Below are 14998 nucleotides of genomic sequence, written 5' to 3' on the forward strand. Positions count from 1 at the left end.
CGCATCGCAACGACACGCATCGCAACGACACAGGGGAGGGCACGGATGGTGGAAGTCGAGCGGCACAGGGTCGACGTGGTGGTGATCGGGGCCGGTGGGGCGGGCCTGCGTGCGGTCATCGAGGCCCGCCAGCGGGGGCTTTCCGTCGCCGTGGTGTGCAAGTCGCTGTTCGGCAAGGCCCACACCGTCATGGCCGAGGGCGGGTGCGCTGCCGCGATGGGCAACGCCAACCCCCACGATTCGTGGCAGGTGCATTTCCAGGACACCATGCGCGGCGGTAAGTTCCTCAACAACTGGCGAATGGCAGAATTGCACGCACGAGAAGCTCCCGACCGAGTGTGGGAACTCGAAACCTATGGCGCGTTGTTCGACCGCACGCCCGACGGGCGCATCAGCCAACGCAACTTCGGCGGCCACACCTACCCGCGTCTCGCGCATGTCGGTGACCGAACAGGTCTGGAACTGATCCGCACGATGCAACAGAAGATCGTGTCGCTGCAGCAGGAGGACCACGCCGAGCACGGCGATTACGAGGCACGGGTGAAGGTCTACGCCGAGTGCACTATCACCGAACTGCTGAAGGATTCCGAGGGCCGGATCGCCGGGGCATTCGGATATTGGCGCGAGACCGGCCGGTTCGTGCTGTTCGAGGCTCCCGCTGTCGTCGTGGCAACCGGCGGTATCGGGAAGTCCTGGAAAGTGACGTCGAACTCGTGGGAGTACACCGGAGACGGGCACGCCCTCGCGCTTCGGGCGGGCGCGGCACTGATCAACATGGAGTTCGTCCAGTTCCATCCCACCGGAATGATCTGGCCGCCCAGCGTCAAGGGCATCCTCGTCACCGAAGGGGTTCGCGGCGACGGCGGGGTCCTGAAGAACACCGACGGCGACCGGTTCATGTTCTCCTACGTCCCACCGGTGTTCAAAGGCCAATACGCCGAGACGGAGGAGGAAGCAGACCGCTGGTACGACGACCAGGAGAACAATCGCCGCACACCCGACCTGCTGCCACGTGACGAGGTGGCCCGCGCGATCAACTCCGAGGTCAAACAAGGCCGGGGGACACCCCACGGCGGTGTGTTCCTCGACATTGCATCCCGGATGCCCGCGGCCGAGATCATGCGGCGACTGCCATCGATGCACCACCAGTTCAAAGAACTCGCCGACGTCGACATCACCGCCGAGGCGATGGAGGTCGGACCCACCTGCCACTACGTCATGGGTGGGATCGAGGTCGATCCCGATACCGGTGCCGCATCGGTGCCGGGTTTGTTCGCAGCCGGCGAATGTTCCGGAGGAATGCACGGTTCGAACCGGCTCGGCGGGAATTCGCTGTCGGATCTGCTGGTGTTCGGTCGGCGGGCGGGTCTCGGTGCCGCCGACTACGTACTGGGGCTGAATGCGCGTCCGGTCGTCACTGACGCCGATGTCGAGATTGCCGCGAGAGTCGCGTTGTCCCCGTTCGACGCGGCCGATGCCGGCGGCGAGGGATCCGGCCGGGTGGAGAACCCGTACACCTTGCATACCGAACTACAGCAGTCGATGCACGACCTGGTGGGGATCATCCGTCGCGCCGACGAGATCGAGCGCGCGCTGGACGAACTGCAGAGGCTGCGCGCTCGGATTCGCCAGGTCGCGGTGGAGGGACACCGGCAGTTCAATCCCGGCTGGCACCTCGCGGTGGACCTGCGCAACATGCTGCTGGTGTGCGAATGTGTGGCCGAATCGGCCTTGCAGCGCACCGAAAGTCGAGGCGGCCACACCCGCGACGACCATCCGTCGATGGACCCGCAGTGGCGTCGCACGCTCCTGGTGTGCCGTGTGAGCGGTGGCGATCCCGTGATTCCCGATGTGTCGGTGACCGCGCATCGGCAGGAGCCGATGCGCCCGGATCTGCTCGAACTGTTCGACATCGACGAACTCGGCAAGTACTACACCGACGAGGAACTCGCGGACCATCCGGGACGGAAGGGCTGACATGGGTTATGAAGCGGCGTTCCGGATATGGCGCGGAGATGCCGACGGCGGAGACCTGCAGGACTACACCGTCGAGGTGAACGACGGCGAGGTCGTGCTCGATATCCTGCACCGACTCCAAGCCACACAGACCCCGGACCTCGCGGTGCGGTGGAACTGCAAGGCCGGTAAGTGCGGATCATGTTCGGCGGAGGTCAACGGGCGCCCTCGGCTCACATGCATGACCCGCATGTCGGTGTTCGATCCGGGCGAGACGGTGACCGTGACCCCGATGCGCACCTTCCCGATCATCCGTGACCTCGTGACCGACGTGTCGTTCAACTACGCCAAAGCCAGGCAGATTCCCTCGTTCACCCCTCCGGCGGATCTGGCACCGGGGGACTATCGAATGCAGCAGATCGATGTGCAGCGGTCCCAGGAGTTTCGCAAATGCATCGAGTGTTTCCTGTGCCAGAACGTGTGCCATGTCGTGCGTGACCACGAAGAGAACAAGGAAGCATTCGCGGGCCCGCGCTTCTTCATCCGACTCGCTGAACTCGAGATGCATCCGCTCGATGTGGCCGACCGCCGGGATACCGCACAGGACGAGGACGGGCTCGGGCTGTGCAATATCACGAAGTGCTGCACCGAGGTGTGTCCGGAGAACATCCACATCACCGACAACGCCATCATCCCGATGAAGGAACGCGTTGCGGGTCGCCGCTACGATCCGATCGTGTGGTTGGGCAACAAACTCTTCCGCCGCTGACAGTGCTGGGCGCTGCGCCCACCGGACCGTTGGGTATCGTCCGGGGCGGAGGTGGCGCCTGTGGAGGCAAGCAGGATCGATGATCTCGTCCGCGAGAGGATCGACACGGTCGAACAACTCGAGGCAGCGGTCGGCGAACCGTTCCCGGCGATGAAAGAGAAGACGACGCCGTTCACGACGCCGTTGATGCGCGAATTCATTGCGCAGGCACGGTTCTTCGTTCTCGCAACATCCGATGCGGCAGGCAACTGCGATTGCTCACCACGCGGCGACCTGGTCAGCACGGTGCTCTTCCCTGACGAGAAGACTCTGATCCTGCCGGATCGCCCCGGAAACCGTCGCGCAGACTCGTACAGAAACATACTCGAGAATCCCCACGTCGGAATTCTGTTCATCGTGCCGGGCAACGAAGAGGTTGTGCGCGTCAACGGTACGGCGACGCTGTCCACTGATCCGGAACTCCTCGCCGAACTGGCGATGTCCGGCAAACCGGCCCAGCTCGCGGTGATCGTGCGTGTCGACGAGGCCTACCTTCACTGTGCGCGGGCGCTGCTGCGCGCAAAGTTGTGGGCACCGTCGACGTGGCCCGCTCAGGACTCCGTCCCAGCGATCCGCGACATGGTCGCGCAGCAGCACAACCTCGACGTCTCCCAACTCGAACCGGCTCGCCAGGAGTCGTACCGCGAGTTCTTGTACTGACGCCTGCCCGCGTCAGGCGGGGACGTGCTCCGAAATCTGCGGCAGGAGTTCCTCGAGGGCGAACGGGATCGACAGCGCCGAGTTCAGCGATATGGCGTTGGCGACGTCGGAGCCGCTGTCGAGGACGAGTGCTCGCCCGTCGCTCACCGCGGGAATCTGCTGAAACAGTGGATTGTCGGTCACCTCGGCGGAATCGACGTAGATCGGCATCACGACGAGCAGATCGGCGTCGAGCATGCCCAGGTTCTCATCCGAGATCGGAATGAAGAAGTCCTCGGTTGCGGTGGCCTCCACCTCCGGATTGTTCACGAACCCGAGATCCTGCATGAACTGCACACGTGCGTCGCGGGAGACGTAAGCGCCCCAACCGTCGGCGGTGTACGACGCGACCGTGACCGTCTTGCCCGCGAACTGCGGGTGAGCGGCGGCGGCCTGCGTGAATTGCGCGTCGATGTCGCTCACCACCTCGTCGCCCTTGTCGGGGACACCGAGTGCGGTCGCGACCATCGTGATCTGGTCGTCGCGCGGTGTCAGGTACGCCGTGGCGCCTTCCGGCGGACCGACCGTCGTGGCGATCTGGGAGAGCGTGTCGTAGCGCTGCTGCTCGCCGGAGCTGGCTGTGTCGAGAATCAGATCCGGCGCGAGCGCGGCGATCTGCTCGAACGACGGCTCCATGGTGCCGATGATCTCCGGTGACTCGGTGTACAGCCCGTCGGCCCAGGGACCGACGCCGTCGCCCCCGAATGCGAGCCAGTCGCTCGCAGCCACCGGTTGCACACCGAGGGCGAGCGCGGTCTCCGCGTCGCCCCACCCGAGCGCAGCCAACCGCTCGGGTGCGGACTCGACGGTCACCTCACCGAACATCGTGTCGACGGTGGCGGGGAAGGCGCCGTCCCCGGTTGTTCCGGTGCCGCCGGAGGGCTCGTCGCTGCCAGAACTGCAGCCGGCCACGACCAGGGTCGCGGCGGCGATGAAGGCCGCACTTCGAAGTTTCACAGGTGTCCTCGTTCCGTCGACCGAAGCCGGAGTCAGCCAGGTCAGGACATCCTAACTCTGCGACCGGTGTCGTCGGGTGTGGTCAGAGAGACTGCGACCACCTGCCGATGTCGCCGCGTTCGAGTGCCAGAGCCAACAGCTCCGGGAACTTGTCCGGTGTGCACGCGAACGCCGGAATCCCGAGTCCGGCCAGCGCCATCGCGTTGTCGCGGTCGAACGACGGAGCACCGTCGTCGGACAACGCGAGCAGCACCACCACCTGGACACCCGCGTCCTTCATCGCCGCCATCCGTGTGAGCATCTCCGCGCGGATACCACCTTCGTACAGGTCGGAGATGAGCACGAACATCGACTCGGTGGGGCGTGTGATCAGTGATTGGCTGTACGCGATTGCCCGATTGATGTCGGTACCGCCGCCGAGCTGGGTTCCGAACAGCACATCGACCGGGTCGGCCAGCTTGTCGGTCAGATCCACCACGGCGGTATCGAATACGACCATCGATGTCCGGAGCGCCCGCATCGACGCGAGCACCGCACCGAACACGGACGCATACACCACGCTCGACGCCATCGACCCCGATTGGTCGATTGCCAGCACCACATCGCGTTGTACCGCCTGCGATCGTCGTCCGTAGCCGACGAGACGCTCCGGGACCACCGTTCGGTGCTCCGGCAGATAGTGAGCGAGATTCGCGCGAATCGTGCGGTTCCAGTCGATGTCCCGCAGTTTCGGGTTCGTCGTGCGCGCGGAGCGATTCAGTGCGCCTGTCACTGCCGTACGGGTGTTCTGGGCGATACGTTCTTCGATCGCGCGGACCACCTTCTCGACCACCGATCGCGCGGTTGCCTTGGTGGTCTCGGGCATCACCCGATTCAGGCTGAGCAGGGTTCCGACGAGATGAACGTCCGGTTCGACGGCATCGAGCATCTCGGGTTCGAGGAGCAGCTGGGTCAAACCGAGCCGATCCATCGCGTCGCGCTGCATCACCTGCACCACCGAGGTCGGGAAGTAGGTGCGGATATCGCCGAGCCACCGCGCCACCCGCGGTGCCGACGAACCGAGACCCGCACTCCGTGGACCACTTCCGTCGGCGGAGTCGCGACGGTCGTAGAGCGCGGCGAGGGCGCCGTCCATCGCGGCATCGCTCGAGGATTCGAGGGCACACGTCGATTCTTGCGCGGCCCCGCCGAGCAGCAGCCGCCATCGGCGCATCCGCTCCTGGTCTGCTGTTCCTACCTCGACCGGGGGCGCGGAACTCTCCGGTATCACTGCATCGACCGGTTCGGAGGAGGCCGAAGGTACTGTCATGCTCACACTCCCAGGATCAGGGCCGTTGCGGCTGTGGCCCGCGTACCGCGTTCGACGTCGACGGCGGCGGTTGTGCGGACCGCTGCGCCGCCACGCAGGATGGCGCCGAGCGTCGCGCGTTCGGCCGATTCGAATCCCCCGAATGTGCGCCGCAATACCGGCAGGATGTCGACGAAGTCTTGTCTGTGCAGCCCCGACACCCAGCGGTCGATCAGGGTCAGCAATCCTCGATCATGGATGAGCAACAGCGCGCCATCGCCGACGAATCCGTCGATCCAGCGTGCTTTGGCTGCGGGTTCGCTGCCGATCGACAACGCACGGGACGCACGCACCGCGGTGTCCTGTTCGTCGATGCGACCCATATCGCGCAGTAGTCGGACGATCCGGCCGGTGAGCATGCCATCGACCTCGTCGCGACCGGCGATGCCGGCGAGGGTGTCGAGCCAGCGGTTCGTGGACTCGGTGTCATTGCGCAATGCGAGCGCGGAGTGGACCGCATCGATCTCGCGCCGGAGCACGTCGGCCGCGTCGGTGTCGAGACCGGCCGTCGCAGCCGGCAGGCCCGCGCAGATCCGCACGAGGAGAGCGTCGGCAACATGCGAGAGCGACGACAGGTCGGTGCCGCGTACGTCGCCGTACCGCAAAGTGCGGATCAATGTGGGCAAGGCCGCCATCAGGTGCGCGATGTCGTGATCGAGCGCCGCTGCGGTGTCGATCGACCGGAGGAGTTCGGGAATCGCGTCGCGTAGATCGGCGAGAAGCGCCTCGTCGAGGAGAACCACCACCTGTGCCAGAGTGGCGTTGCGGTCGCAGGCACGCTCGAGAACGAGTGCGTGGGCCGCTGATTCGACGGTGGTGCCCCAACAGGACGCCTCCACGATCGAGACCGACAACTCGGGTTCCCACTGCAGCGTCCAACTCTCACGAAACGTACCCGTCGATCGCACATCGCTGACCCGCGGCGTGCCCCAGGGGATTCCGAGTACCCGCAATCGGTGCAGCAGCCGCGAGCGCGCCAGGTCGGTCTGTTTGCGCAGATCCAGATCGAGAGCCTTGCTGTGCGCAGAGCGCTTGAGCCGCAGCGTCTTCGAGGTGGCCTGTAGATCGGCATCGAGAGGCACTGTGGGAGTGGTGTCGGGGACACTGCCGAGGGCCTCTCCGACGACGAGCGTGCGGGTGACGAAGTCGAGCAGCACATCGTCGCCGTCGCAGAGCACCGCGCGGGTGGCTTCGGTGATCTCGGCGAGTCCGGCCAACGGTCGATTGCGCAACGCCGCCAGGGATCCGGCCAGCCGGGTTGCTTCGATCACGTGTGCGCTCGACACCGGAAGGTCGTGTTCTCGCAATGTCCACGCGACCCGGGTGAGCCACCGTGTGACCGTGTCCTCCTGCTGGGTGAACAGATGGTGATACCAGCCGGGGGAGGTGATGCCTGCGCCGTAACCCGAGGCCGATGTCAGTCGCGAATGAGTCCACGGAACCCACGTCAGCGATGTTCTGACCTTGGGCAGACCCTTGAGCAGCCGCACATCAGGCGCCGCCGGACCGAGTGCGCCCGTCAGCGCGGGAGCGTGCATCGCACCGCAGACCACCGCGATCTTCAACGCTCCGGCCTTGACGGTGCTGCGCAGCACCTGGCGCATGTGCGCCTCGCGCCGGACCGTGTGGCCGTCGAGTTCGATGTCCTCGCGGAGCGCGGCCATGGCTTCCGCGATTGCGTCGAAATCGGCCGAATGGTCGTGGTCGCCGTCCGTCGTCCCCGACTCGATGACGGTGTCCCACCACTGTTCGAAGTCGTCGTATCCACCGGCAGCGGCGAGCGCGCCGAGCGGATCCGGCCGGTCCTGTCCTGGCTCCCTGTCGAGGGCGAGTTGCTGTGCCGCGGGAAGGTCGCAGAATCGCACGTCGGCGTCGTGCATGATTGCCCAGCGCAGCGCCTGCCATTCCGGTGAGAATGCGGCAAACGGCCAGAACGCTGAGTTTGCGGGCTCGCCTGTGGCATAGGCGAGCAACGCCACAGGGGGTTGCATATCGTCGGAGGCGATCAGTGCAGCCAGCGGATCGGCATCTGACGGACCCTCGATGAGGACGGTATCGGGTTCGAATTCGGCGAGGGCGCGCATGACCGCGCGGGCGGAACCGGGGCCGTGATGACGGATACCGAATACCCGTACCTGAGCAGACTCCGTCACCCGGTGACCTCACGGCAGGCCCGGTAGAAGCCGGCCCAGTCCTCGCGCTCACGGACCACGGCCTCGAGGTATTCGATCCAGACCTGACGGTCGGCGGTCGGGTCTTTCACGACCGCACCGAGGATCCCCGCAGCGACGTCGGACGGGCGCAGTACACCGTCGCCGAAATGCGCCGAGAGCGCAAGACCGTTGGTGACCACCGAGATCGCCTCGGCGGTGGACAGCGTGCCCGACGGAGACTTGAGCTTGGTACGTCCGTCGGTGGTCACCCCCGCCCGCAACTCCCGGAACACGGTCACGACGCGCCGGATCTCCTCCGCGGCGGCAGGTACCCGGGGAAGCTCGAGCGACATTCCGAGTTGCTCCACTCGCCGTGCGACGATCGCCACCTCGTCCTCTTCGCTGCCGGGCAACGGCAGCACGACGGTGTTGAATCGTCGGCGCAATGCGGAGGACAGATCGTTGACTCCGCGGTCGCGATCGTTGGCAGTGGCAATGACATTGAATCCCTTGGCCGCTTGCACTTCCATGTTGAGCTCGGGTACGGGCAATGTCTTCTCCGACAGCACGGTGATCAAAGCGTCCTGCACGTCCGCCGGTATGCGAGTGAGCTCCTCGACGCGCGCAATCGCGCCGTCGCGCATCGCGGTCACGATCGGTGACGGCACGAGCGCTGCCGGAGACGGTCCCTCGGCGAGTAGCCGCGCATAGTTCCAGCCGTACCGGATCGCTTCTTCTGAGGTACCTGCAGTGCCCTGCACCAGCCGGGTCGACGATCCGGAGACGGCCGCCGCGAGGTGTTCCGAGACCCAGGTCTTCGCTGTGCCGGGAACGCCGAGGAGCAGCAACGCGCGATCGGTCGCGAGGGTTGCCACGGCGACCTCCATCAGGCGTCGCGGCCCGACGTACTTCGGCGAGATCATCGTGCCGTCGGAGAGCTCGCCTCCGAGCAGATAGGTCACGACCGCCCACGGGGACAGTTGCCACGACGGTGGGCGCGGGCGGTCGTCGAGCCGGGCGAGTGCCGCGAGTTCGTCTGCGTACTGCTGTTCCGCATGGGGACGCAGCATGCTCTGTTCGTCGATGACGATGTCGGTCAACTCAACTCCTCGTGAAGGGTACGGCGTTGGCTCAGGATGTCTGCGGCGGTGGCGAAGCGGTTCAGTCGGTCGAGATCGTCGGTGCGGGTCGCGGCGTCGGCGAACAGATCGCCGACCTCGTAGGGCGCGCGGTGTGCCAGAAGGGCAGTCAGCGAACGAAAGGTGTTCGACTTCGGTGCCGCGGCGGAGTAGAGCGCTGCGAGAACCTTCTCGGCGACATCGGTCGGCCACGGAGCAGGGAGCGCGTCGAGCAGGGTCGTGTCGAGCAACTGCTCGCCGGAGCTCCCGCGCAGGTGCTCGACGAGAACGGGGCGGGGGAGTGCCTCGGCAACGTGATCGCCGACCTTCCCGTCGCGGTGGAGCATCGCACTCGCCCATTGTTCATTGCGGTGGCAGGCGGTGGCGGTCTCCCAGCCTCTTCGAAGTGGGACGTCGAGACCGTCGGCGACCTGCAAAGCGAGGACCTCGGTGGGGGTGCGGTCGGAGTCGCACCATGCCGAGAGCGGCGCTGACGCCGCCAGCGACCACAGTCGATGTGCGGCGACCGTCGCCAGACCGCCCGGGCCTCGGAGATCGAGGCCGTCCCGGACGGCGTCGGCGTCGAGGGTCTCGGGGACAGCGATCTGCAGGGCCGAGCCGCACACCTGTGCCCAGTCGCGTACGCGCTGCGTCATGCGGCGACCGAACGCGGAGTCGGGTAGTCGGCGCAGGAACCGGATGGCAACCTCGCGGACTCTTCCGCTGCGATCGTCCAGGGCTCGTTCGAGCAACTCTTCGTCGTAGGGGCCGAGTCCGGGGGACAGTGCTTCGAGCAGGGCGAGTCGTGTCGCTGCGTTCTCCGATTTCCACACGGCTGCCAGCCGTGCGGTGGCACAGGCAGGGTCGGCTGCGCGCAGATTCTCGAACCACGAGCGCCGCTTGGCCGGAGTGCCGTGCAGCCACGGGTCGTCGTCGGTCAGGTCGGGTGCGACCAGAGGCGCCCACGCCGGATTCTGTGCCGCGACCCATTGGCCGCGTGGGCCTGCAAGTGCGAGCAACGCTGCGCGGTGGGTGCTGCCTCCGAGCGAGGCTCCACTGAGCAGATCCACGATGAGTTCGGCGGGAGCCTTGAATCGTTCTGCAGCACAGAACCATTCGTCCAGCAGATCGGATCGGACGGTGAGCAGGCCGCGTAGTCTCTCCGTCGCTGCGGGGGGAAGTTCGGGTCGGGGATCGTCGGGGGCGGCCGCGGGGCGCGGGTGCGGGGTCGGCAGGGTTCCGCCTGCGAGAAAGACCGCTTCGAGTGCTGCGGCGGCGAGCAGTCGGTGCTCGGCAGTACCGATCACCGCACCGGCAGCGTCGGCGGTGTATAGGGCATCGAAGGTAGGTGTTGCGCGCGCGGTACCGAGAAGGGCAGTCGTGGTGAGTGTTTCGATACCGGTACTGTTCACGGCCGTGACCCTTCGGTGCTGTCGGACAGGTCGGTGGGGGAGTACATCGCGGCGGGGACAACGCTGCATCCGTCCCAATCGCCACACACCGTCAACGGGCGTCCGCCCGCAACCGCGAGTAGCCGCCACCGGTCGGTATCGTCGCCCCCGAGGGGCAGAGCCCTGCCGTGCTCGTCGACGAGATGCCAGCCGTCGGCGGCGTGGGTGGGGGTCACGGCGTCGAGAAGCATAGGCCACGACCGGGTCCACGGGTCGGCGGCGAGTGCATCGGCGTAGTCGCCCAGTGCCTCGTCGAGATCGGTCCCCGGAAGAGTCGAGATCGACGTCGGTGGCCCGTGGCAGATGCCGAGTTGAGCGCGCAGGGGCGCGCCGGCGGGATGGAAATGCAGGTCGGCATCGATGGTGGTGCCGACCACAGGAGCCGCGTCCGGGAACCGTTGTGTGCCGTGGGTGAAGTCGAGCAGGATCGCCCAGCGTCTGCTGTCCCGCCCGCGTAGCCAGACCTTCCGGGTGTACACCCGGTTGTCCTCGGTGACGCGACATGCCAGTACGTGCCAGTGGTCGCGGACGGCCGGCTCCCGTCGAACCTCGTCGATCTTCGTCGGGAACCCGATGTGGGTGCGCACGGACCGGGCAAGCGGCTCCGGTAGCGAATCTACATCCCGGTACGCGCGGATGAGTAGATGGATGCGGCCGTACTCGACCAGTAGTCGTGTGGGCCAATCGGTTCCGGATCTCGCAATGCTCGGGAGCGTGCGCAGCATTGCAGCGACCCCCGGGGCCTGTGCGTCGACCATCCGCGCGGCGACCGCGTCGTAGGTGCCGTAGTCGTGCGCAATCGAACCCAGTCCGCTGCGGACCCGGTCGGTGAGCCAGCGTTCGAGGTCTGCGAGGCCTGCTGTGACGCGTTCGGCACGCTTCAGGGCTGTCGCGGGGTCGGATGTCTTGGGTGGCCCCCCGGAGTCGATTGCGGTGCGCGCTTCGGTGCTCTTCGCTGCCCGTGCGTCGAGCCACTCCGCCGCGGCGTCGGGCTCCGGACCCTCCGGAACGTTGCCTGCTGCCCACAGGGTCAGCAGGCTCAGTGCGTGCTTGCAGGGGAACTTGCGGCTCGGGCATGAACAGCGGAACGCAGGGCCGGTGAGGTCCACCACCGTGGTGTACGGCTTCGATCCGCTGCCGCGGCACAGTCCCCAGAGCGACCGTGCGGAATGCCCGGGGTCGGACCATGCGGACGAGAGCCGACGGGCAGCCGACATCGACGCCTGATCCGGCGCTGCTGCGGTGATCTGTTCGAGGGTCCAGGGGGCTGTCACGGTGAAGAAAACTACGGCAGCACTCCGACAGATCCGTAAACGATCAGGACGATGCGTGTTCGGTGAGGCGGCCACGGATCCCATCGACGAACAAGGTCAACCCGAAGTCGAATCGGATGGCGGGGTCGCCGTCGAGCAGGTCGTCGTCCGACGTCGCGGCGTTCTCCGTTGCGGTATCGGGGGCGATCGGCGCGCGGGTGAGCGCGCCGAGTTCGGCGAGTTGGAGACGCGATTGCTCGTCGACGGTGTGTCCGAGGACATAGTGCAGCAGCGCGTACCCGGTGAGTTCGGCGTGTGCGCGGGACAGGCCGGCGCGCAGAGCGGCCGAGACGAAACTGTCGCGGGCGCCGGAGGTGGTCAAGCGTGAGGCGTAGGTCGCGGCGACCAATTCCGCACCGTCGCGGTGGGCGAGCAGTGCGCCGCGGAAACGGTAGGCGAGTTCGGTGAGTGCGTCGTCCCACGTGTCGGCGGCCGGCGGGGCATCGACGCCATCGAGGATTCGGTCGGCCATTGCGCCGAGCAGGGTCTGCTTGTTGGGGAAGTGCCAGTACAGCGCGCCGGGCTGTATCCCGAGTGAGGTCGCAAGTTTGCGCATAGTCAGATCGCCCAAACCGTACTCGTCGAGTATCGCCATGGCGCCGTCGAGGACGTCGCCGCGTCGCAGCTGCACTGGTGTCGCTCCCTGTCTCGTTCGCTGTCTGCGTTGACACTATCGGACCGCGACCTTAACCTGAACGGCGTTCAAGTGAACGGTGTTCAAGTTTTGATCCTCAGGAGTCCCAGTGACGCAAGCCCCCGCCCGAGCCGACATCCTCGAACAGGCACGCGACCAAGTGCTACGGCGTGGCCTCGGACTCGACCGAGCGCAGACGGTGGAGGTGCTCCGCCTGCACGACGACCGGCTCGATGAGCTGCTGTCCTTGGCCCATGAGGTGCGGATGACGTGGTGCGGACCCGAAGTGGAGGTCGAGGGCATCATCAGCCTCAAGACCGGCGGGTGCCCCGAAGACTGCCACTTCTGTTCCCAGTCCGGACTGTTCGCCTCCCCTGTCCGCTCGGCCTGGCTCGACATTCCCGCACTGGTCGAGGCAGCCAAACAGACCGCCAAGACCGGAGCGACCGAGTTCTGCATCGTCGCTGCGGTCCGCGGTCCCGATGCCCGGCTGATGGCGCAGGTCGCGGCGGGCGTGGAAGCGATACGCGGCGAGGTCGACATCCAGGTCGCGTGCTCGTTGGGCATGCTCACCCAGGACCAGGTCGATCAGCTCGCTGCCCTCGGCGTACATCGCTACAACCACAACCTCGAGACCGCGAAATCCTTCTTCCCCAACGTCGTCACCACACACACGTGGGAAGAGCGGTGGGAGACGTTGCGCATGGTCCGCGAGGCAGGCATGGAAGTCTGCTGTGGCGGAATCCTCGGCATGGGCGAAACCCTTGAACAACGCGCCGAATTCGCTGCAGACCTTGCCGCGCTCGAACCCGACGAGGTCCCCCTCAACTTCCTCAATCCGCGGCCCGGCACGCCGTTCGGCGACCTCGACGTTCTCCCTGCCTCGGAGGCGCTCAAAGCCGTTGCGGCATTCCGCCTCGCCTTGCCGCGCACGATTCTTCGCTTCGCCGGTGGGCGAGAACTCACTCTCGGAGACCTCGGCGCGAAACAGGGAATCCTCGGCGGAATCAACGCCGTCATCGTCGGAAACTATCTGACGACGCTCGGTCGACGGGCCGAGACCGACCTCGACCTGCTCGGCGAACTGAAGATGCCGATCAAAGCACTCGGCGAGAGCATCTGACCATGTTCGATGCCTTCACCGGTGCCGAGAGCGCCGTGGCCGACCCGGCACAGCGACCCGTTGCCGCAGTAATGGGTCTCGAGCCGCCCCGCTACTGCACGCAGTGCGGACGCCGGATGATCGTGCAGATCGCACCGGACGGGTGGTGGGCGCGATGTTCCCGACACGGGACGATCGACTCGTGGCGTGACGAGCAACGCTGAGTTCGACCCGGACCGACTCCGCGACCGCATCACCGGTCCGGGGTGAGGTCACATCCGGTTCGCGATGCGGGACCGTAGAACGGTCAGCAGGTCCGATGAGTCCCGGCTTCCGCGCGGACCGCGTCCCTCCGGGGCGATCATCCGGCCCGCGTCCGAGCGGGTCCACTCCCGCACCGCCCACCGTTCGGCGATCGCCCAGCGCCCGTCCCTTCGTTCCATCCGGTCGACGAAACGCGCGCCACTGGTGAAATCGTCGCGATCCGGGTGTCCCCAGTGCGTATTGGTGGAATACGCCTCGCTGATCGCGACGTCGCCTAACAATTCGACGAAGTGGTTGCCGACGTGGTGCATCGTGCCCCCCAGTAGCTTCAGTCTCGGTTCCACCCAAGCGATGTACGCGTCGACATCACCGTCGAAACCGGTGTGGTGATCGACCCCGTCCGGGTGGTAACACTCGCGTACCAGCTCGAAGTCGAGCCGGTCGATGCCACGGCAGTACTTCAGCACTACCTCCCGGATCTCCTGCTTGTCGACAAGATCCTGTAGTGCTCGTTCTGCGTCGGTCATTGCGTTCCCTCCTCGAGCCCGACCATCCGGTCGAGTGGATCCGGCATGCGGTCCGAGTCGATTCCGAACGCCTGCGGATTTCTGCGAAGGATCACACTGGTGCGTCCACGTGTGGAAGCTACTTCCACTGAACGGGACTCGGCCGCCGTCAGAGTCCGGGCACGGTGACCGCGTGGTCCTCGATGTAATCGACGACGAGTTCCCGGCGCGCAATCTTCCAGCTGCCATCCACCTGCCTGTAGTGGTCCCGGTAACGGATGGCGATCGCATTGTCGCGCATGCCGTCGCGACCGCGATACAGGTGATGCGCCAGGCAATACACCCAGCCCCAAGCTGTGTCGCCGTCGAGGTCGATCACCGTCTGGTGCACAGTGTGGTGCGTGGCGTGCAGGTGAGCGGTGCCGTCGAGCACGACCGCGACGATAGCGTCGGCACCGGCTGTGACCACATTCTCGGTTCCGCGTGTCACGGCGGGAGGTTGCACGAACTCGGCGTCCGCGGTGAACAGCGACCTCAAGGCGAGACGGTCTCGAGCGTCGACTGCAAGTGCGTATCGACCGGCCAGATCCGATGGGTTGTCCATGGCGACGAGTATGCAGTCATCGTGGCTGCCGGTCGCCTCTGAACCCGCTCAGCGGAACCGGTATCGAGCGGCCGTCGACCCCGGA

At 66.2% G+C, this 14998-nt stretch carries 14 protein-coding genes; 5 read left to right on the forward strand and 9 right to left on the reverse strand.

Features of this window, described 5'->3' with window-relative positions; genetic code table 11:
• The first annotated feature begins 45 nt into the window (after positions 1-45).
• From HCA61_RS03075 to HCA61_RS03085, 3 genes are read left to right on the forward strand one after another with little or no spacing between them, the layout of a single operon-like run.
• Complete coding sequence (locus HCA61_RS03075; protein ID WP_169686501.1) at positions 46-1977, forward strand: fumarate reductase/succinate dehydrogenase flavoprotein subunit; 1932 nt, start codon at positions 46-48, stop codon at positions 1975-1977.
• 1 nt (position 1978) lies between these two features.
• Positions 1979-2725, forward strand: a complete 747-nt coding sequence (locus tag HCA61_RS03080) for a succinate dehydrogenase/fumarate reductase iron-sulfur subunit (RefSeq protein ID WP_169686503.1) — start codon at positions 1979-1981, stop codon at positions 2723-2725.
• 60 nt (positions 2726-2785) lie between these two features.
• Positions 2786-3424, forward strand: a complete 639-nt coding sequence (locus HCA61_RS03085) for an MSMEG_1061 family FMN-dependent PPOX-type flavoprotein (protein ID WP_169686505.1) — start codon at positions 2786-2788, stop codon at positions 3422-3424.
• A gap of 12 nt (positions 3425-3436) precedes the next feature.
• Here HCA61_RS03085 and HCA61_RS03090 read toward each other — a convergent pair whose 3' ends face one another.
• From HCA61_RS03090 to HCA61_RS03120, 7 genes are all read right to left on the reverse strand, one after another.
• Positions 3437-4420, reverse strand: coding sequence for an iron-siderophore ABC transporter substrate-binding protein (locus HCA61_RS03090; protein WP_169686507.1), 984 nt, complete (start codon positions 4418-4420; stop codon positions 3437-3439).
• An 82-nt stretch (positions 4421-4502) separates the two neighbouring features.
• Positions 4503-5633 (reverse strand): VWA domain-containing protein, encoded by a 1131-nt coding sequence (locus HCA61_RS03095; RefSeq protein WP_206039619.1) that lies wholly within the window; start codon positions 5631-5633, stop codon positions 4503-4505.
• A gap of 98 nt (positions 5634-5731) precedes the next feature.
• Positions 5732-7921 (reverse strand): DUF5682 family protein, encoded by a 2190-nt coding sequence (locus HCA61_RS03100; RefSeq protein WP_169686512.1) that lies wholly within the window; start codon positions 7919-7921, stop codon positions 5732-5734.
• On the reverse strand, positions 7918-9021 hold the full coding sequence (locus HCA61_RS03105) for an AAA family ATPase (RefSeq protein ID WP_169686514.1): 1104 nt from the start codon (positions 9019-9021) through the stop codon (positions 7918-7920). Before HCA61_RS03105 ends, HCA61_RS03100 begins: the two co-directional genes overlap by 4 nt.
• Positions 9018-10451 carry a DUF5691 domain-containing protein gene (locus HCA61_RS03110; RefSeq protein ID WP_169686516.1) on the reverse strand — a complete coding sequence of 478 codons (1434 nt, stop codon included), beginning with the start codon at positions 10449-10451 and terminating at the stop codon, positions 9018-9020. Before HCA61_RS03110 ends, HCA61_RS03105 begins: the two co-directional genes overlap by 4 nt.
• Positions 10448-11764 (reverse strand): SWIM zinc finger family protein, encoded by a 1317-nt coding sequence (locus HCA61_RS03115; RefSeq protein ID WP_169686518.1) that lies wholly within the window; start codon positions 11762-11764, stop codon positions 10448-10450. The genes HCA61_RS03110 and HCA61_RS03115 overlap by 4 nt, the downstream gene beginning before the upstream one ends.
• A gap of 43 nt (positions 11765-11807) precedes the next feature.
• On the reverse strand, positions 11808-12434 hold the full coding sequence (locus HCA61_RS03120) for a TetR/AcrR family transcriptional regulator C-terminal domain-containing protein (protein ID WP_169686520.1): 627 nt from the start codon (positions 12432-12434) through the stop codon (positions 11808-11810).
• A gap of 112 nt (positions 12435-12546) precedes the next feature.
• Between HCA61_RS03120 and bioB the strand changes: the two genes are divergently transcribed.
• Positions 12547-13560: a biotin synthase BioB gene (bioB, locus tag HCA61_RS03125; RefSeq protein WP_169686522.1), complete on the forward strand. Its 1014-nt coding sequence runs from the start codon at positions 12547-12549 to the stop codon at positions 13558-13560.
• A 2-nt stretch (positions 13561-13562) separates the two neighbouring features.
• On the forward strand, positions 13563-13763 hold the full coding sequence (locus HCA61_RS03130) for a hypothetical protein (protein ID WP_169686524.1): 201 nt from the start codon (positions 13563-13565) through the stop codon (positions 13761-13763).
• A gap of 48 nt (positions 13764-13811) precedes the next feature.
• On the opposite strand, the gene HCA61_RS03135 is transcribed toward HCA61_RS03130, so the two are convergent.
• Together HCA61_RS03135 and HCA61_RS03140 are read right to left on the reverse strand one after the other, a co-directional pair.
• Positions 13812-14330, reverse strand: a complete 519-nt coding sequence (locus HCA61_RS03135; protein WP_169686526.1) for a nuclear transport factor 2 family protein — start codon at positions 14328-14330, stop codon at positions 13812-13814.
• A gap of 148 nt (positions 14331-14478) precedes the next feature.
• Positions 14479-14913, reverse strand: coding sequence for a nuclear transport factor 2 family protein (locus HCA61_RS03140; protein WP_169686528.1), 435 nt, complete (start codon positions 14911-14913; stop codon positions 14479-14481).
• Positions 14914-14998: the final 85 nt, after the last annotated feature.

The organism is Rhodococcus sp. HNM0563, assembly GCF_012726195.1.
Lineage (GTDB): Bacteria > Actinomycetota > Actinomycetes > Mycobacteriales > Mycobacteriaceae > Rhodococcus.

Coding starts and splice junctions, on each gene's coding strand:
- HCA61_RS03075 (WP_169686501.1), top strand. CDS start 46: ATGGTGGAAGTCGAGCGGCACAGGGTCGACGTGGTGGTGATCGGGGCC.
- HCA61_RS03080 (WP_169686503.1), top strand. CDS start 1,979: ATGGGTTATGAAGCGGCGTTCCGGATATGGCGCGGAGATGCCGACGGC.
- HCA61_RS03095 (WP_206039619.1), bottom strand. CDS start 5,633: ATGCGCCGATGGCGGCTGCTGCTCGGCGGGGCCGCGCAAGAATCGACG.
- HCA61_RS03130 (WP_169686524.1), top strand. CDS start 13,563: ATGTTCGATGCCTTCACCGGTGCCGAGAGCGCCGTGGCCGACCCGGCA.
- HCA61_RS03135 (WP_169686526.1), bottom strand. CDS start 14,330: ATGACCGACGCAGAACGAGCACTACAGGATCTTGTCGACAAGCAGGAG.
- HCA61_RS03140 (WP_169686528.1), bottom strand. CDS start 14,913: ATGGACAACCCATCGGATCTGGCCGGTCGATACGCACTTGCAGTCGAC.